General features: G+C 72.4%; 13 protein-coding genes and 1 pseudogene. 5 read left to right on the forward strand and 9 right to left on the reverse strand.

Annotated features, from left to right (window positions below; translation table 11 throughout):
• Positions 1-11: 11 nt before the first annotated feature.
• Entirely contained in the window at positions 12-767 is a 756-nt protein-coding gene (locus tag O1G22_RS07010; protein WP_270080511.1) for an enoyl-CoA hydratase/isomerase family protein, read from the forward strand.
• Here O1G22_RS07010 and O1G22_RS07015 read toward each other — a convergent pair.
• The 3 genes and pseudogenes from O1G22_RS07015 to O1G22_RS07025 form a co-directional block, all read right to left on the reverse strand.
• Positions 754-1,389 (reverse strand): DJ-1/PfpI family protein, encoded by a 636-nt coding sequence (locus O1G22_RS07015; RefSeq protein WP_225095191.1) that lies wholly within the window; start codon positions 1,387-1,389, stop codon positions 754-756. The two genes, O1G22_RS07010 and O1G22_RS07015, sit on opposite strands and share 14 nt — an antisense overlap.
• A 22-nt stretch (positions 1,390-1,411) precedes the next feature.
• Positions 1,412-2,371: a GlxA family transcriptional regulator gene (locus O1G22_RS07020; protein ID WP_270080512.1), complete on the reverse strand. Its 960-nt coding sequence runs from the start codon at positions 2,369-2,371 to the stop codon at positions 1,412-1,414.
• Between the two features lie 83 nt (positions 2,372-2,454).
• Positions 2,455-2,849: pseudogene (locus O1G22_RS07025) on the reverse strand (VOC family protein); the annotation flags it as partial.
• 181 nt (positions 2,850-3,030) lie between these two features.
• Here O1G22_RS07025 and O1G22_RS07030 point away from each other — a divergent pair.
• Positions 3,031-5,430 (forward strand): Tex family protein, encoded by a 2,400-nt coding sequence (locus O1G22_RS07030; RefSeq protein WP_270080513.1) that lies wholly within the window; start codon positions 3,031-3,033, stop codon positions 5,428-5,430.
• 103 nt (positions 5,431-5,533) lie between these two features.
• Complete coding sequence (locus O1G22_RS07035) at positions 5,534-6,103, forward strand: DinB family protein (protein WP_270080514.1); 570 nt, start codon at positions 5,534-5,536, stop codon at positions 6,101-6,103.
• Between the two features lie 168 nt (positions 6,104-6,271).
• Here the strand turns inward: O1G22_RS07035 and O1G22_RS07040 are convergent, their stop codons facing one another.
• Together O1G22_RS07040 and O1G22_RS07045 are read right to left on the reverse strand one after the other, a co-directional pair.
• The gene (locus tag O1G22_RS07040; protein ID WP_270080515.1) at positions 6,272-7,912 is read right to left on the reverse strand and encodes an ABC-F family ATP-binding cassette domain-containing protein; all 1,641 of its coding nucleotides are present in this window, start codon (positions 7,910-7,912) and stop codon (positions 6,272-6,274) included.
• 36 nt (positions 7,913-7,948) lie between these two features.
• Positions 7,949-9,010, reverse strand: a complete 1,062-nt coding sequence (locus tag O1G22_RS07045) for an oxidoreductase (protein ID WP_270080516.1) — start codon at positions 9,008-9,010, stop codon at positions 7,949-7,951.
• A gap of 65 nt (positions 9,011-9,075) precedes the next feature.
• Here O1G22_RS07045 and O1G22_RS07050 point away from each other — a divergent pair, with 65 nt between their 5' ends.
• Positions 9,076-9,990, forward strand: a complete 915-nt coding sequence (locus O1G22_RS07050) for an FAD-dependent oxidoreductase (RefSeq protein ID WP_428986481.1) — start codon at positions 9,076-9,078, stop codon at positions 9,988-9,990.
• A 262-nt stretch (positions 9,991-10,252) separates the two neighbouring features.
• Here the strand turns inward: O1G22_RS07050 and O1G22_RS07055 are convergent, their stop codons facing one another.
• Positions 10,253-12,253, reverse strand: coding sequence for a Xaa-Pro dipeptidyl-peptidase (locus O1G22_RS07055; protein ID WP_270080518.1), 2,001 nt, complete (start codon positions 12,251-12,253; stop codon positions 10,253-10,255).
• Positions 12,254-12,452: 199 nt separating this feature from the next.
• Between O1G22_RS07055 and O1G22_RS07060 the strand changes: the two genes are divergently transcribed.
• On the forward strand, positions 12,453-13,955 hold the full coding sequence (locus O1G22_RS07060; protein ID WP_270080519.1) for a M1 family metallopeptidase: 1,503 nt from the start codon (positions 12,453-12,455) through the stop codon (positions 13,953-13,955).
• A 95-nt stretch (positions 13,956-14,050) separates the two neighbouring features.
• On the opposite strand, the gene O1G22_RS07065 is transcribed toward O1G22_RS07060, so the two are convergent.
• Genes O1G22_RS07065 through O1G22_RS07075 form a run of 3 tightly spaced genes read right to left on the reverse strand, consistent with a single transcriptional unit; the run spans position 14,051 to position 16,962 of the window.
• The gene (locus O1G22_RS07065) at positions 14,051-14,968 is read right to left on the reverse strand and encodes a PfkB family carbohydrate kinase (RefSeq protein ID WP_270080520.1); all 918 of its coding nucleotides are present in this window, start codon (positions 14,966-14,968) and stop codon (positions 14,051-14,053) included.
• A complete protein-coding gene (locus O1G22_RS07070) occupies positions 14,965-15,453 on the reverse strand; it encodes a macro domain-containing protein (protein WP_270080521.1) in 489 nt (162 codons plus the stop codon). The genes O1G22_RS07065 and O1G22_RS07070 overlap by 4 nt, the downstream gene beginning before the upstream one ends.
• Before the next feature lie 42 nt (positions 15,454-15,495).
• Positions 15,496-16,962, reverse strand: coding sequence for an amino acid permease (locus tag O1G22_RS07075; protein ID WP_225095202.1), 1,467 nt, complete (start codon positions 16,960-16,962; stop codon positions 15,496-15,498).
• Positions 16,963-17,019 lie beyond the last annotated feature (57 nt).

The following is a 17,019-nucleotide window of genomic DNA, read 5'->3' on the forward strand; positions in this document are numbered from 1 at the left end:
GCATCCCGGCCATGGAGCCCCAGCTGTCGCACCGTGTCGAAGGCGCCGTCGCCACCGTCGTCATCCGTCATCCGGCCAAACGCAACGCCATGACCGCCGCGATGTGGCGGGCGCTGCCCCCGCTGCTGGACACGCTGGCGCGTGATCCCGGGGTGCGGGCGCTGGTGCTGACCGGGGAGGGCGGGACCTTCTGCGCGGGTGCGGACATCAGCACGCTCCAGGGCTCGCCGGAGGAGGCGCAGGGGCTCGCGGTGGCGGCCGAGGAGGCGCTGGCCGCGTTCCCCAAGCCGACCGTCGCCGCCGTGCGCGGGCACTGCGTGGGCGGCGGGGCACAGCTCGCGGCGGCCTGCGATCTGCGGCTGGCGGAGGAGAGCGCGCTGTTCGGGGTGACTCCGGCGCGGCTCGGCATCGTCTACCCGGCGTCCTCGACCCGCCGGCTGATGTCGCTGGTCGGCCCGGCCACCGCCAAGTACCTGCTGTTCACGGCCGAGTTGATCGACGCCGGCCGGGCACTGTGCACCGGGCTCGTCGACGAGGTGCTGCCGGAGGGCGAACTGGACAAGCGGGTCGCGGAGCTGACCCGGATCCTGACTTCCCGCTCCCAGCTCACCCAGGCCGCCGCGAAGGAGTTCACCGGCGGCCGGACGGACCGGGACGCCCACTGGGCCGAGCAGGCGCGCGGCAACCCCGACACCGCCGAAGGGGTCGCCGCGTTCCTGGAGCGCCGGCGGCCGTGCTTCACCTGGACCACGGCTACGTCAGGCTGAACCGGCTGCCGGCCCGGATCTCAGCCACGAGGTGCGCGGGCGCCTTGTGCGGGGCTCCGGCGTCGTACGGCGGCTGGGGATCGTACTCGGTCAGCAGCTGGACGGCCCGGGCGTGCTCGTCGCCGGCGATCCGGCCGGTCAGGGTGAGCGCCATGTCGATGCCGGCGGAGACCCCGGCGGCGGTGACGTACTTCCCGTCGGTCACGACCCGCTCCCCCGTCGGCTCGGCGCCGGACTTCTCCAGCAGCTCCAGGGCGGCCCAGTGACAGGTCGCCCGGCGCCCGCGCAGCAGTCCCGCGGCGGCGAGCAGCAGCGAACCGGAGCAGACCGAGGTCGTCCAGGTGCTGGTGGCGTCGGCCGCGCGCAGCCAGTCCAGCAGGGCCGGGTTCTCCAGCTGGTCCATCGTGCCGGGACCGCCGGAGACCACCACGAGGTCGGGACTCGGCACCTCGTCGAGCGCCCGGTCGGCGGTGACGGCGAGAAACCCGGTGTCGGTACGGACGGGCCCGGGCCGCTCGGCGACGAAGGCGAGGTCCGCGTCCGGGAGCCGGCTGAGGATCTCGTAGGGGCCTACGACGTCCAGGGCGGTGAAGCGGTCGTAGACGACCAGGGCGATCTGCATGGGGGCTCCTTCGAGCGGGTCTTCAGCGGGCCGGGGCCGGGTGGAAGCGTCTGCGGTATTCCGCGGGCGGTGTGCCGAGGGCGCGCACGAACGCGCGGCGCATGGCCTCGGGGGTGCCGTAGCCGCTGGCGCGGGCGATCTCCTCGATGCTGTCGGCGGTGTCCTCCAGCAGGCGGCGGGCGTGTTCGAGGCGGACCTGGTCGACGTAGCGGCCGGGGGTCGTGCCGGTCTCCGCGCGGAAGGCGCGCGCGAAGTGGCGGGGGGAGAGCCGGGCCCTGGCGGCCAGCGACTCGACCGTCAGGTCCCCGGCCGGGTGCTCGGTGACCCACCGCTGGACCTCCCGCAGGGGCGCGCGCTGCGCTGTCTGGGCCGCCAGCTGGGCGCTGAACTGCGCCTGGTTGCCGGGCCGGCGCAGGAAGACCACCAGGTGCCGGGCGAGGGTGAGCGCGACGTCCCGGTCCAGGTCCTCCTCCACCAGGGCGAGGGCGAGGTCGATGCCGGAGGTCACCCCGGCCGAGGTGGCGACGTCCCCGTCACGGACGTAGATGGGCTCCGGGTCCACGGTGACGGCCGGGTGGTCGCGGGCGAGCTTGTCGCAGTAGGCCCAGTGGGTCGTCGCCCGGCGGCCGTCGAGCAGCCCTGCGGCGGCGAGCAGGGCGGCGCCGGTGCACACGGAGACCAGGCGCCGGGCGCGCGGGCCGTGGGCGCGCAGCCAGTCGACCAGCCGCGGGTCGGGGGCGCGGGTGCCCTGGCCGCCGGGGACCACGAGGGTGTGCGGGTCGGATACGGCGGTGAGCGCCTCGTCGGGTACGAGGGTCAGCCCGCTGGAGCAGCGCACCGGGCCGCCGTCCAGGGAGGCCGTACGGATCCGGTACGTGCCCGGCGTGTGCTTCTCGGCGCCGGCGAACACCTCCAGCGGGCCGGTGACATCGAGGCTCTGGACCCCGTCGAAGAGGACGAAGAGGAGCGTGCGGTGGGGCATGTCATCGATTCTTCGGCGCCCGGAGCATGGCCGCAATGACGTGTTTCCCACCTTTCCGGCCACAGCAGGCGCGGTCCGTGTCGGAGGGGCTGGATCCGGGCGCGCAGGAGGCAGAATTCGTTGCCTTCCGGGCCGGCCAGGATGCCGGCTCTCGGTTCCGGTCCGGTCGGCGTCGGCGTCGGCGTCGGCGGGCCTGACGCGGAGCGCGGGCAGCCGCTCCCGCTCGGCGTCCTGGTCGCGGTCGGTGGCGTTGACGTCGATGCGCAGGGGGAGTTCCCCGGTCCGCGGGTCGCTGCCGGGGCTCATGACGAGGGTGGGCTGCGGGCCGCCGAAGCCGGTGCCGGGCGGCCCGCTCTCGATGCTTCCGTCGTCGTCTTGGCCGGCCGAGTTCGATGTAGCCGAGGACCTGGCTCCGGAACGCGGCGAGCCGTTCGGGGTCGGCGGCGTCGAGGACCGACTCGCTGATGCGGCATGCCATGTCCGGCGGAGTACGGAGACCGGCCGGGCGTCGTCGGGCGTCGGCCGCGTGCCGGAGGGCGGCCACCTCCGCGATCGGTGAAACCGCCCGCGGCCCGCCGGTGGAGCGCCCTGAGCACCGGTTGTCGGTTCCACCTGCCACAATTGCCGCGCAACCTCAGTGGAGAAGGCGGTACGGGATCGTGACGACACCCGGGTCCATCGAAGTAGGGTCCATCGAAGGCAGGATCGCCGAGGAGCTCGGCGTACGGGAGCGGCAGGTGAAGGCCGCGGTGGAGCTGCTCGACGGCGGTTCGACGGTGCCCTTCATCGCCCGTTACCGCAAGGAAGCGACCGAGATGCTCGACGACGCGCAGCTGCGCACGATCGAGGAGCGGCTGCGCTACCTGCGGGAGCTGGAGGAGCGGCGGGCCGCGATCCTGGAGTCGGTGCGCGAGCAGGGCAAGCTGACCGACGAGCTTCAGGCCCGGATCCGGGGCGCCGAGACGAAGGCGCGGCTGGAGGACATCTACCTCCCCTACAAGCCCAAGCGGCGCACCAAGGCGCAGATCGCACGCGAGGCGGGTCTGGAGCCGCTGGCCGAGGGCCTGCTGGGCGACCCGTCGGTGGAACCGCAGGCGGCGGCCGCCGCGTTCGTGGACGCGGACAAGGGCGTCGCCGACCCGCAGGCCGCGCTGGAGGGCGCGCGGGCGATCCTCACCGAGCGGTTCTCCGAGGACGCCGACCTGATCGGCGAGCTGCGTGAGCGCATGTGGGTGCGCGGGCGCCTGGCCGCGAAGGTGCGGGAGGGCAAGGAGGAGGCGGGCGCCAAGTTCGCCGACTACTTCGACTTCGCCGAGCCGTTCACCGAGCTGCCCTCGCACCGGATCCTGGCCATGCTGCGCGGCGAGAAGGAGGAGGTCCTCGACCTCGTCCTGGAGCCGGAGGAGGCCACGGAGGGTCCCTCCTCGTACGAGGGGATCGTGGCGCACCGGTTCGGGATCGCCGACCGGGGCCGCCCCGCCGACAAGTGGCTGACGGACACGGTCCGCTGGGCCTGGCGCACCCGGATCCTCGTCCACCTCGGCATCGACCTGCGCCTCAGGCTGCGCACGGCCGCCGAGGACGAGGCGGTGAACGTCTTCGCGGCGAACCTGCGCGACCTGCTGCTGGCCGCCCCGGCGGGCACGCGCGCGACGCTGGGCCTGGACCCGGGTTTCCGTACGGGCGTGAAGGTCGCCGTGGTCGACGCCACCGGCAAGGTCGTCGCCACCGACGTGATCTACCCGCACGTCCCGGCCAACAAGTGGGACGAGGCCCTCGCCAAGCTGGCCCGGCTCGCCCAGGAGCACGCGGTCGACCTGGTCGCGATCGGCAACGGCACGGCGTCCCGCGAGACCGACAAGCTCGCCGGTGAACTGATCGCGAAGCACCCGGAGTTGAAGCTCACCAAGGTGATGGTGTCGGAGGCGGGCGCGTCGGTGTACTCGGCGTCGCAGTACGCCTCGCAGGAGCTGCCCGGCATGGACGTGTCGCTGCGTGGCGCGGTGTCCATCGCCCGGCGCCTGCAGGACCCGCTGGCCGAGCTGGTGAAGATCGACCCGAAGTCCATCGGCGTCGGCCAGTATCAGCACGACCTGTCCGAGGTGAAGCTGTCCCGCTCGCTGGACGCGGTGGTCGAGGACTGTGTGAACGGCGTCGGGGTGGACGTCAACACCGCGTCCGTGCCGCTGCTTTCGCGGGTGTCGGGCATCTCCTCCGGCCTCGCCGAGAACATCGTGGCGCACCGGGACGCCAACGGGCCGTTCCGGTCGCGCTCCGAGCTGAAGAAGGTGGCACGGCTCGGCCCGAAGGCGTACGAGCAGTGCGCGGGCTTCCTGCGCATCCGCGGCGGCGACGACCCGCTGGACGCCTCCAGCGTGCACCCCGAGGCGTACCCGGTGGTGCGCCGCATGGTGAAGACCAGCGGCGAGGCGGTGGCCTCCCTCATCGGCAACACGGGCGTGCTGCGCTCGCTGCGGCCCGCCGACTTCGTGGACGACACCTTCGGTCTGCCGACGGTGACGGACATCCTGAAGGAGCTGGAGAAGCCGGGGCGCGACCCGCGTCCCGCGTTCAAGACGGCCACCTTCAAGGAGGGTGTGGAGAAGATCTCCGACCTGTCCGCCGGGATGGTGCTGGAGGGCGTGGTGACGAACGTGGCCGCCTTCGGCGCGTTCGTGGACATCGGCGTCCACCAGGACGGTCTGGTGCACGTGTCGGCGATGTCGAAGACCTTCGTCAAGGACCCGCGCGATGTCGTCAAGCCCGGTGACATCGTCAAGGTGAAGGTCCTGGACGTGGACATCCCGCGCAAGCGGATCGCGCTGACCCTGCGTCTGGACGACGAGGCGGCCCCGCAGGGCGGCCAGGGCGGCGGCCGGCAGCAGCGCGGCGGCGGACGCCCGCCCCAGCAGCGGCAGGGCGGCCAGGGACAGGGCCAGGCACAGCGGCAGGTCCGGGGAGGTGGCGACCGGGGCGGTCGTCAGGCGCCGGCACCGGCCAACAGCGCGATGGCCGACGCCCTGCGCCGCGCGGGCCTGCTCGACCCGAAGAAGCGCTGACCGGCAGGGGCCGGGGCCACCGCGGCTCCGGCCCCGCGCCGTCCCGGGGCAGGGCCCGCGAAAACCGGGTGGACGCGGATCGCCCGGACGGCAGACTTCCCGCATGACCGATCCCAAGGAAGACCTGCGGGTCTATCTCCAGGACGCCCGCGACGTCCTGCTGTGGAAGCTCGACGGCCTGTCCGAGTACGACGTCCGCCGCCCGCTGACCCCGACGGGCACCAATCTGCTCGGCCTGGTCAAGCATCTGACCGGCGCCGAGGCCCTGTACTTCGGCGCGACGTTCGGCCGGCCCTTCGCCGGGACACCGCTGTGGATCACCGGGGAGGCGGAGCCGGACACCGATCTGTGGGCGCGGGCCGACGAGTCGCGCGAGGACATCGTCGGCCACTACCGCCAGGCATGGGCCCATGCCGACGCGACCATCGCCGGCCTCCCCCTGGACGCGCTGGGCCGGGTGCCGGGCGCACCGCGCGAGATCACCCTGCACCGGGTGCTCACCCACATGATCGCCGAGACCCAGCGGCACGCCGGACACGCCGACGTCGTACGGGAGTTGATCGACGGCACGGTGGGCCAGCGACCGGACGGGCTCAATGTGGCGCCGTACGATCCCGGGCACCGGGACCGGGTCGAGCGAGCCGCGAAGGAGGCCGCGGCGCGCTCCTCGTAACTCGCCCGGTGACGCGCCCCGCAGGGTCACGGGGCCGAGCCGATGTGCGGCTACCGCCGCGTTGGGGGTCCTCCCGGGTTCGAGCGAAGCCGAGAACGTGGGGGAGTGACCGGCCACAACGGCGCCGCAGACCATCGACGGCCCCACGCGGCTCGTCCCCGCGGAGCGCTACCGCTCGGTCACCTTCCCGTCCGCCACCTCCAGCCGGCGGGTCACCCGGACCGCGTCCAGCATGCGGCGGTCGTGGGTGACGAGCAGCAGTGTGCCGGTGTAGGAGTCGAGGGCCGACTCCAGTTGCTCGATGGCGGGCAGGTCGAGGTGGTTCGTCGGCTCGTCCAGGACCAGCAGGTTCACGCCCCGGCCCTGGAGCAGGGCGAGGGCGGCGCGGGTGCGTTCGCCCGGGGAGAGGGTGGCGGCCGGGCGCAGCACATGGTCGGACTTCAGGCCGAACTTGGCGAGCAGGGTCCGCACCTCGACCGGCTCGGTGTCCGGTACGGCGGCGCAGAAGGCGTCGAGCAGCGCCTCGGGGCCGTGGAACAGACCGCGGGCCTGGTCGACCTCGCCGACCAGGACGCCGGAGCCGAGGGTGGCGTGCCCGGCGTCGAGCGGGACGCGGCCGAGCAGTGCGCCGAGCAGGGTGGACTTGCCCGCGCCGTTGGCCCCGGTGATCGCGACCCGGTCCGCCCAGTCGATCTGCAGGGACACCGGGCCGAAGGTGAAGCCGCCACGCCGGACCTCGGCGTCCCGCAGCGTCGCCACGACCGCTCCGGAGCGCGGGGCGGACGCGATCTCCATCCGCAGCTCCCACTCCTTGCGCGGCTCCTCGACCACCTCCAGGCGCTCGATCATCCGCTGGGTCTGCCGGGCCTTGGCAGCCTGCTTCTCGCTGGCCTCGCTGCGGAACTTGCGGCCGATCTTGTCGTTGTCGTTGCCCGCCTTGCGCCGGGCGTTCTTCACGCCCTTGTCCATCCAGGTCCGCTGCATCTGCGCACGGTCCTGGAGGGCGGCCTTCTTGTCGGCGTACTCCTCGTAGTCCTCGCGGGCGTGCCGGCGGGCGACCTCGCGCTCCTCCAGGTAGGCCTCGTAGCCGCCGCCGTAGAGGTTGATCTGCCGCTGGGCGAGGTCGAGTTCGAGGACCTTGGTGACCGTGCGGGTGAGGAACTCGCGGTCGTGGCTGACGACGACCGTGCCCGCGCGCAGGCCGGTCACGAAGCGTTCCAGGCGGTCCAGGCCGTCGAGGTCGAGGTCGTTGGTGGGCTCGTCGAGGAGGAAGACGTCGTAGCGGGACAGCAGGAGCGAGGCGAGGCCGGCGCGGGCGGCCTGGCCGCCCGAGAGGGCCGTCATCGGCTGGTCCAGGTCCACGGCCAGGCCGAGGGAGTCGGCGACCTCCTCCGCGCGTTCCTCCAGGTCCGCGCCGCCCAGGCCGAGCCAGCGCTCCAGGCTCACCGCGTACGCGTCGTCGGCACCGGGCGCGCCGTCGACCAGGGCCTGGGTGGCCTCGTCCATCACGCGCTGCGCCTCGGCGACGCCGGTGCGGCGGGCCAGGAACTCCCGGACCGTCTCCCCCGGCCTGCGCTCCGGCTCCTGCGGCAGATGGCCGACGGTGGCGGTGGGCGGGGACAGCCGCAGCTCGCCCTGCTCGGGCGGGGTGAGCCCGGCGAGCAGCGTGAGCAGGGTGGACTTGCCCGCACCGTTGGCACCGACCAGCCCGATCACATCGCCGGGCGCGACGACGAGGTCCAGCCCGGAGAAGAGGGAGCGGTCGGCGTGCCCGGCGGCGAGGTTCTTGGCGACGAGGGTGGCAGTCATCAGGACGCCGATCCTAATGGGCCCGGCGTCCCGCTCTCAGCTCCGTTTCCCGCCGGTCACCGCGCCGCGAGCACGCCCGCCGTGCCCGGCGGCGACCGCCGTCACGAGCACCCCTCCCGTCGTCCGGGCGACGAGGTACGCCTCCCCCTTCACCGCGCGCGGATCCAGGGCGACGCGGTGCCGGCCGGGCTCCAGGACACCGTCGTACACCTCCCGGGTGCGGGTGCGGTGCAACCGGTCCAGACGGTACGCGGTGATCCGCACCCGGCACGGCGCGCTCACCTCGACGTCCACCGCGTGGCCGGCGGCGGCCAGCCCGGTCAGCCTGCGCCGCGCGAGCGGGCCGCGGTCCAGGGCGTGCTCGATCTGGGCGACGAGCAGCGGCACGATCGGGGCCAGGCCGTCCACCGCCGCGGCCTCGACCCCGGCCTGCTCGAAGGCCCGCAGTACGGCGGCCCGTTCGGCCTCGCCGACCGCGCGGCCGAAGGCGACCGCGCCGTACCCGCGCAGCTCCTCGGCGGGAACGGCCCGGGCGTCCTGAGTGATGTCGGCGCCGATGCCGATGGTGCGCAGCGCGGCGGCCAGCCGGGCGAGGACGGCGACCCGGGCGCCGATCAGCAGTACGCGGCGGCGCGGCGGGCCTTCGCCCAGGGCGGTCAGCGCGGCACGGTACTCGGGGCCGCGGAAGCGGAACGGCCCTATGCCGGGGTAGCCGTCGCGCTCCAGGTCGGCGTGCTCGTCCGTCTGCCAGGCGAAGTCCCGCCAGACGTAGTCGTCGCCGTCGCGCTCGATGACGGCGGTGACCGCCCCGCAGCCCAGGTCCTCGCACTCGGGGCAGCCGTAGAGGACGAACCGGCCGTCCGGGAGCGGCGGTTCGGCCTCCAGCAGCAGTGCGCGCACCTGCTCGGTGAAGATGGCGGGCGGGATGTCCGAGGCGAGCGGGGAGACCGCGTCCAGGTCGGACAGCTGGAACAGCAGCGGGCGGCCGTCCACGACGAAGTCCACGAAGTCGCGGTGCACCTGGTAGCCGCCGTCGGCGAGGACACCGCCGGCGCGGGTCGCCGGAGCCAGGCCGAAGGTCGCGTATGCGGCAGACATGCTGTGAGTATCCCCACACCGGCGCGACCTATCGTCCTGGTGTGGACAGCGAACCGAATGACGAAGTGATCGTGATCGGAAGCGGGGTCGCCGGGCTGACGACGGCCGTGGTGCTGGCCGAGTCCGGGCGCCGGGTACGGGTGTGGGCGCGCGAACCCGCCGAGCGTACGACCTCGGCGGTCGCCGGCGGTCTGTGGTGGCCGTACCGCATCGAACCGGAGCCGCTGGTGGGCGCCTGGGCGCTTGCGTCCCTCGCCGAGTACGAGGAGTCGGCGCGGCGGCCGGAGGAGACGGGCGTACGCCTGGTCGACGGCGTACACCGGGGGATCCGGCTGGACGAACTGGGCGCGTGGGCGGGCCGGGTGCCGGGACTGCGGGCGGTGGCCGGCGGCCTGGCGGCGCGGCTGCCGGTCATCGACATGCCGGTGCATCTGGCGTGGCTGCGGGAGCGGCTCGCACGGGCGGGAGGCGTGGTCGAGGCACGCGAGGTGACCGACCTCGCGGCGGTGCCCGCGCCGGTCGTGGTCAACTGCGCGGGCTTGGGCGCGCGTTCTCTGGTGCCGGATCCCGCGGTGCGTCCGGTGCGCGGGCAGCTGGTGGTCGTGGAGAATCCGGGGATCACGACCTGGTTCACGTCCGTGGACCACTCCTCCGCCGCCTCCACGTACTTCATCCCGCAGCCGTGGGGCCTGCTGCTGGGCGGTACGGCGGAGGAGGACGACTGGTCCCTGGCGCCGGACCCGGCCACCGCCGCGGCGATCGTCGCCCGGTGCTCGGCGGTCCGCCCGGAGATCGCGGCCGCGCGGATCCTCGCCCACCGCGTGGGCCTGCGCCCGGCCCGCAGCGCGGTACGACTCGAACGGCGGCGGCTGCCGGACGGCCGCGTCCTGGTGCACAACTACGGGCACGGCGGGGCCGGGGTCACGGTGGCGTGGGGATGTGCGCGGGAGGCGGCCGGGTTGGCGCTCCCGGCCGCCTGAAAGGGCACCCGTGCGGTGGTCGGGCGGGTGGGTGGCTTGCCCGCGACGGTGGGCGGAGCCCCGAAAGGGTGCGGGGCTGTGTCGCTATGCGGCTCCGCCGCGTTGGGAGTCACCCCGGGTTCGAGCGAAGCCGAGAACGTGGGGGAGCGACCGGCCACGACGGACCCGCACCCGCACCCGCACCCGCACCCGCACCCGCACCCGCACCCGCACCCGCACCCGGCAACGGTCAGGTAACCCGACGGCGCACGGCCGCTCAGCGCTACGCCGGGACGTGCCGAGCCACCCCCGGTACGCGGACGCCGTTCACGGCCGTCGGCGTGGGAGTCCTGCCCGTGCTGCCGGAGGTGGCGCGAGTGAACGCGGACGCGCCGCCGACCAGCGGAAGGCCGGCCGTCGTACCGGCCAGGTCGATCGTGAGGGTCGGCTTCGTGGACGGGGGGTCGATGAGGTCCTTGTCCGTGCCCGCGATGATCAGCGCCAGCCGGTGCCCCTTCGGGACGACGTGATCGGTCGCCGCCAGACGGAGAGTCATCGTGTACGCCTTGCCCGGGGTGAGCGGGACGCCCTTGCCGAGGGAGGCGTAGTGGCCGAGGTCGGCCCAGCCTCGGCTGAACACGGTGTAGTCCACCGTGGCTGTCTTGGCCTTGGTCTCCTTGAAGCAGGCGCTGTCCCCGGCCGTGCTCTCGCCCCAGCAGGTGCGGCTTTTCAGCGTGGTGATGCCCTCGGCGGCATCGGCGTAGTCCCGGATGGTGTCGGGGCCGAGGTCGACCAGGACGGCGGACAGGTGGGCCGAGGCGGTGGTCGGGGTCGCCGTCACCGTCACTGTGGACGAACCGGACAGGCGCAGGTCGTGCGTGAGCGGTGCGGTGAGGAAGCCCGCCTTCTCCGGGGTGGGCGCGGTGAGGTGGGCCGCCCACTCGGTCTCGCTCAGCTTCGGGTCGTCGGTGAAGGCCGAGGTGCCGGTCGCGGGGCGCAGGCCGAGTGTGCCGACGCCGGGCTCGGTGCCGGGGGCCGGGTACAGGACGGTGATGCGGGTGGTCTGCGGGGGCCAGACCCGGGAGGTCACCCACTGGTCGGGGTGGCGTTCGATGTCGGCCATCGGCTCGCGGTCGATGCCGTTGTCGTAGCCGAGGAGTTCGTGGTCGAACCAGCGGTGCAGGGTGTCGACCCAGGCGCCGCGCCGGTAGTCGAACGGGTCGACGTGCCCGGTCTGGGAGAGCCAGATCTTGCGCTTCACACCGTGTTTCGCCAGGGCGTCCCACCACTGTCCGAAGTGTTTGGTGCGCACGTTGAGGTCCTGCATCCCGTGCACGAGGAACACGCTCGCGCGCACCTTGGCCGCGTTCCCGACGTAGTCCCGCTCGGTCCACAGCGGTGTCCAGTCGCCGCTGCGCGGGCTGCCGTCGGTGAGTTTCTTCTGTACGGCCGCGCAGTGGGCCTTGGCCGCGTCGCTCTCGACGTAGCCGGCCAGCTCGGCGGGGCCGCCGTCGTACAGCGGGGCGCCTTGCGCGAAGTAGTAGTCGTACCAGGAGGAGATGCCGCTGATCGGGACGATGGTCTTCAGGCCCTTGACGCCCGTCGCGGCGACGCCGTTGGCGATCGTGGCGTCCCAGCTCTTGCCGATCATGCCTGTGGTGCCGTTGGTCCAGGTCGCCTTGACGGTCTGCGTGCCGGTGCGGCTGGTGTACGCGCGGGCGCGGCCGTTCAGCCAGTCGACGACCGCTTTCGCGGACTGGATGTCGGAGCGGCCGCCGACGTCCGTACAGCCGTCGGAGCGGTTGGTGCCGGCGAGGTCGACGCCGACGAAGGCGTAGCCGCGGGGCACGAAGTAGTTGTCGTAGAACAGCGGCATCTGGACGACACGGCCCTGCGCGTCGTACGTCTTGACCTGGCTCTCGTTGCCGCGTCCGCAGCAGGAGAAGTAGGGGCTCGCGTCCATGACGACGGGCACCTTGCGGCCCTGCCGGGCGGGTTCGGCGGGCCGGACGATGTCGGCGGCGACCCGGTCGGTCTTTCCGTCGCCGTCCCCGTCGAGGCCGGTGTCCACCCAGACGGACTCGCGGATGGCGTGGGCGTAGGAGTAGACGGGCCGGCTCTCGCGGGGTGTCCCGCTGGCGCGGCCGGCGGCCTGTGCGGCGGCCGGGGTGAGGAAGGCGGCCGTCAGGATGACGGCGACCGCTGTCGCGAGCGCTCTCCAGATCGTGAAGCGCGTGCGTATCCGCGGGTGTATCCGCGTGCGTGTCGGCGTGCTTTTCGGCATGCGCGGACGGTACTCCGGTCAACTCCCGTGCAGAAGAGGGCTTCAGGGCGACCCGGGTGACGCATGACGGCTGAATGGCGATCGTGTGACAGCGGGTGCTGTGGACAGGCCAGGGGTCACAGGGAATGAATAGGCTCCGGAAAGATCCACCGAACAGATCCACCGAACGGACTTGCATTCCCGACGACTTGGAGCTGACGTGCACCGCAGAATCATCGCGCCGGGCGCACTCGCGGCGGCCTCCGTCCTGCTGGCGATCCCGGCATCGGCCGCGAGCTACTCCCCCGGCGCGCCGGGCATCGGCGACCCCTACTACCCGTACTACGGCAACGGCGGCTACGACGTCTCGCACTACGACCTGAGGCTGCAGTACCAGCCGAAGACGGACGAGCTGCAGGGCACGGCGACGATCCTGGCGAAGACCACCCAGGACCTGTCCAGCTTCGACCTGGACTTCCTGCTGGACGTCAGCGACGTACGGGTCAACGGCGCCGAGGCCGCGTTCACCACCTCCGGGCAGCACGAACTGGTCATCACGCCGAAGACGCCGCTGGCCAAGGGCACGCCGATCACCGTCGTCGTCCGCTACAGCGGGGTGCCGTCGACGAAGACCGCCTACGGCTTCAACACCTGGCACCGCACGCCCGACGGCGCCGTGGCCGCCGACGAGCCCGAGGCCGCCTGGTGGTGGTTCCCGAGCAACGACCACCCGAGCGACAAGGCCACCTACGACGTGTCGGTGGCCGTGCCGGACGGCACCCAGGCCATCTCCAACGGCACACTGCAGTCGACCAGTTCGAAGCTGGGCTGGACCCGCTACAACTGGCGGCAGAACAAGCCGCAGGCGACCTATCTGGCCACGCTCGCCATCGGAAAATTCGACATCACCACCAGCACCTCCGACGGCGGTGTGCCGGTCGTCAACGCCTACAGCCAGGACCTCGGCGACAACGACGGCGCCGCGCGGGCGAGCGTGGAGCGCACCGGGGAGATCGTCGACTGGCTGAGCAACTACTTCGGGCCGTATCCGTTCAGCTCGGCCGGCGGGTATGTACCGAACACCACCACCGGGTACGCGCTGGAGACGCAGACCCGGGTGTACTACAGCCCCAAACAGTTCGCCAATGGCTCCAACACCTCCGTGGTCGTGCACGAGCTGGCCCACCAGTGGTACGGCGACGACGTGTCGCTCAAGGGCTGGAAGGACATCTGGATCAACGAGGGCTTCGCCCGGTACGCGCAGTGGCTGTGGTCCGAGCACGAGGGCGAGGGCACGACGCAGCAGCTGGCGGACTACGTGTACGCCTCGCACCCGGCCGACGACCCGTTCTGGAAGGTCGAGCCCGGCGACCCGGGCCCGGACAACCAGTTCGACATCGCCGTCTACGACCGGGGCGCGGCCGCGATCCAGGCGCTGCGTAACGAGGTCGGCGACGACGCGTTCTTCGCCATCCTGAAGGGCTGGCCGAAGGAGCACGCATACGGCAACGCCTCGGTGGCCGACTTCCAGCGGTACGCCGAGCAGGTGTCCGGCAAGCCTCTCGCCGCGCTGTTCGACACCTGGCTGTTCCAGCCGTCGAAGCCGGCCGTGGCCGCGGCCCGCGCGGTGTCCCTGGCGAAGCCGGGTACGACGGCGGCCCAGCCGAAGTCCTGGAAGAAGATCGAGGCGACGAACGACCTCCACGACACGCACGGGCACTGACCGCGGGCACTGACCCCGGGGGCTCGGGGCGGTCCAGGGGTCTCGTGGCCGAGGGACTCGGTGACCTGGGCTCGGCGACCTAGGGGCTCGGTGGCCTAGGGTCTCGGCTCCGCCGCCCGCTTGAGGAGCCGGTCCCGGCCTATCGCGTCCGCGCGGGAGGCCGGGACCGTGCAGGCGTAGGCCCCGGCGAAGGCGCCGTAGCGGGCGCAGGTCGCGGGCGGCTCGCCGGTGAGGCGGCCGTAGAGGAACGCGGCGGCGAAGGCGTCGCCCGCGCCGTTGGAGTCGACCACCGGCGCGGGCGGGGTCTCGGCGGGCACCCGGGTCAGCTCGCCATCGGCCAGCAGATACGCGCCCTCGGCCCCGGCGGTGGCGACGACGGTCCGGGCCCGGCCCTCACAGGCGATCCGCCGCATGGTCCGCTCGGGGTCGGCCAGGGAGGCGGCCGACAGGAAGACGACGTCGGCGGCGAGGGCGAACGGCTCGTGGTAGGGATTCTCGCCGTCCCAGTCGTGCAGGTCCGTGGACAGCGGCACGCCGGTCGCGGCCAGCACCGGCAGGGCCTCGGCGCAGGGCTGGGTGATGGTCACGTGGACGTGCCGGCTCGCGGTGGCGAGCGTGCGCAGCGTCTCCTCCGGGAAGCGGTCGCCGGGACGGGCGCGGCTGGTGTCGTACAGGGACAGGCGGCGGCCGTCGGGACCGACGAGATTGACCGCGCGCTTGGTGCCGGCGGGTTGCGGGAGCGCGGTGAGGGCGATGTCGTGCTCGCGGTGCAGTGCGCGCACGAGGTCGCCCTCGGGGTCGTCGCCCAGCAGGTCGAGGTGGTGGGTGCGCAGGCCGAGGGCGGCGAGCCCCAGCGCGACGAAGTCGCCGGTCTGTCCGGCCCGGGTGCGGATCCCGGAGTCGATCATGTAACTGTCGGCGTACGGCAGGGGCAGCTCGGGGACGTGGACGACCGTGTCCACACCGGCCCCGCCCAGCACCAGCACATCCGTGGCCTCACTCTGTGAGGTCATCCCCCGCCCTCCCCGTGGTCGTATACCGTCACCGCGATCCCGCGTTTCACCAGCCGCTCGGTGATGAGCGGTTCTATGCGGGACCACTTGCCGCCGGCCAGACCGCAGCCTATGCGGGGCATGTGCACGGACGCGCCGCGTTCGGTCACCTCGTCTGCGAGGCGGGCGAGGGCGGTGTCGATCGCCTCGTAGCGGACGGGGACGCCCTTGCTGCCCGTCCTGATCCCACGCTGGCCGATCATGTTGGCCACCCACACGTACGGCTCGACCCGGACCAGCTGGACCGCGCCCAGTCCGAAGTCGTTGTGCGCGCGGTCGCGGTGCCAGGCGCGGTACGCCCGCTCCGGCTCCGGCCAGCGGCGCGAGAGGGCGAGGACGAAGCCCTTGCCCCAGCCGCCCAGGTCGTTGCAGACATGGGCGATCACCTTGGCGCCCTTGACCGACGGAACGGTGGCGTCACCCCGGATGTATGTGATCCCCGACATGACGCCACCGTAGGCGATGCCACTGACAGTGGCTCTGACCTGCTACTTCGTCAGCTGCGCCAGTTCCTTGTCGGCGTTCGCGGACACCCGGCGACGCACGCCGAACCAGCCGGCGACCAGCATGACGGCGATCACCGGGATCAGCAGAATGGTCTTGCGGCCGACATCGGGGTCGTTCCACATCATGCCGAGACAGACCAGCAGGAAGGCGATCGTGGCGATCTCGGTGACGGGGCTGAACTTCAACTGGAAGTGCGGCCGGGTCACCAGGCCCTCGCGGGCGCGGCGGACGAAGACCATGTGGCAGATCATGATGATCACCCAGGTGCTGATGATGCCGAGGGAGGCGACGTTCAGCACGATCTCGAAGGCCTGGCTGGGCATCAGGTAGTTCAGGCCGACGCCGAGCACGCAGACCGCGCAGGTCAGCAGGATGCCGCCGTAGGGCACCTGGCTGCGGCTCATCTTGGCGGTGAACTTGGGGGCGGAGCCCGCCATGGCCATCGAGCGCAGGATGCGGCCGGTGGAGTACAGGCCGGAGTTCAGTGAGGACATGGCGGCGGTCAGGACGACGAGGTTCATCACGTCACCGGCCGCCGGGACACCGATCTTGGACAGGACGGTGACGAACGGGCTCTCGTCGGCGGAGTACACCGAGCCGGGCAGCAGCAGCGCGAGCAGGACGACCGAGCCGACGTAGAACAGGCCGACGCGCCACATGATCGAGTTCACCGCGCGCGGGACGATCTTCTCCGGCTCGGCGGTCTCGCCGGCGGCCACGCCGACCAGCTCCAGCGCGGCGTACGCGAAGATCACGCCCTGCATGACCAGGACGACCGGCATCAGACCGTGCGGGAAGATGCCGCCGTGGTCGGTGATCACGCTCAGGCCGGGGGTGTGGCCGCCGACCTTGTGCTGGGTGGCGAGCAGGAAAATGCTGACCAGCATGAAGCCGACGATGGTGGCGACCTTGATGATCGCGAACCAGAACTCCATCTCGCCGAAGATCTTCACCGAGATCAGGTTCACGGCGAGGACCACCGCGAGGGCGATCAGCGCCAGCACCCACTGCGGGATCGAGGTGAAGAAGCTCCAGTAGTGCGTGTAGAGCGCGATCGCGGTGATGTCGGCGATGCCGGTGGTCGACCAGTTCAGGAAGTACATCCAGCCGGCGACGTAGGCGCCCTTCTCACCGAGGAACTCGCGCGCGTAGCTCACGAAGGAGCCGGAGGACGGCCGGTACAGGACCAGCTCGCCCAGGGCGCGCACGACGAAGAAGGCGAAGACGCCGCAGACCAGGTAGGCCAGGGCGAGCGCCGGGCCGGCGTTGTGCAGTCGGCCGCCGGCTCCGAGGAGGAGACCGGTGCCGATCGCACCGCCGATGGCGATCATGTTGATGTGGCGGGCCTTGAGGTCCTTGCTGTAACCGGCGTCGCCCGCGTCCGCGGGCGTTGCGGCCGCCTGCGCAGGGGCTACGGCCTGTGCCGAATCCACGGCGTCCTTGCTCACGGGTGGTACCACTTTCCTGGTGCGCCCGGACCTCGTGGGCCCAGGGGGCTTGCTTTC

Origin of the sequence: Streptomyces camelliae, assembly GCF_027625935.1 — a bacterium.
In the GTDB taxonomy this organism is placed as follows: Bacteria; Actinomycetota; Actinomycetes; order Streptomycetales; family Streptomycetaceae; genus Streptomyces; species Streptomyces camelliae.

Excerpts from the sequence above, each read along its gene's own strand:
- O1G22_RS07020 (WP_270080512.1), bottom strand. The coding sequence starts at position 2,371 with ATGCCCCACCGCACGCTCCTCTTCGTCCTCTTCGACGGGGTCCAGAGC.
- O1G22_RS07040 (WP_270080515.1), bottom strand. The coding sequence starts at position 7,912 with ATGACTGCCACCCTCGTCGCCAAGAACCTCGCCGCCGGGCACGCCGAC.
- O1G22_RS07035 (WP_270080514.1), top strand. The coding sequence starts at position 5,534 with ATGACCGATCCCAAGGAAGACCTGCGGGTCTATCTCCAGGACGCCCGC.
- O1G22_RS07015 (WP_225095191.1), bottom strand. The coding sequence starts at position 1,389 with ATGCAGATCGCCCTGGTCGTCTACGACCGCTTCACCGCCCTGGACGTC.
- O1G22_RS07010 (WP_270080511.1), top strand. The coding sequence starts at position 12 with ATGGAGCCCCAGCTGTCGCACCGTGTCGAAGGCGCCGTCGCCACCGTC.
- O1G22_RS07065 (WP_270080520.1), bottom strand. The coding sequence starts at position 14,968 with ATGACCTCACAGAGTGAGGCCACGGATGTGCTGGTGCTGGGCGGGGCC.
- O1G22_RS07045 (WP_270080516.1), bottom strand. The coding sequence starts at position 9,010 with ATGTCTGCCGCATACGCGACCTTCGGCCTGGCTCCGGCGACCCGCGCC.
- O1G22_RS07055 (WP_270080518.1), bottom strand. The coding sequence starts at position 12,253 with ATGCCGAAAAGCACGCCGACACGCACGCGGATACACCCGCGGATACGC.
- O1G22_RS07070 (WP_270080521.1), bottom strand. The coding sequence starts at position 15,453 with ATGTCGGGGATCACATACATCCGGGGTGACGCCACCGTTCCGTCGGTC.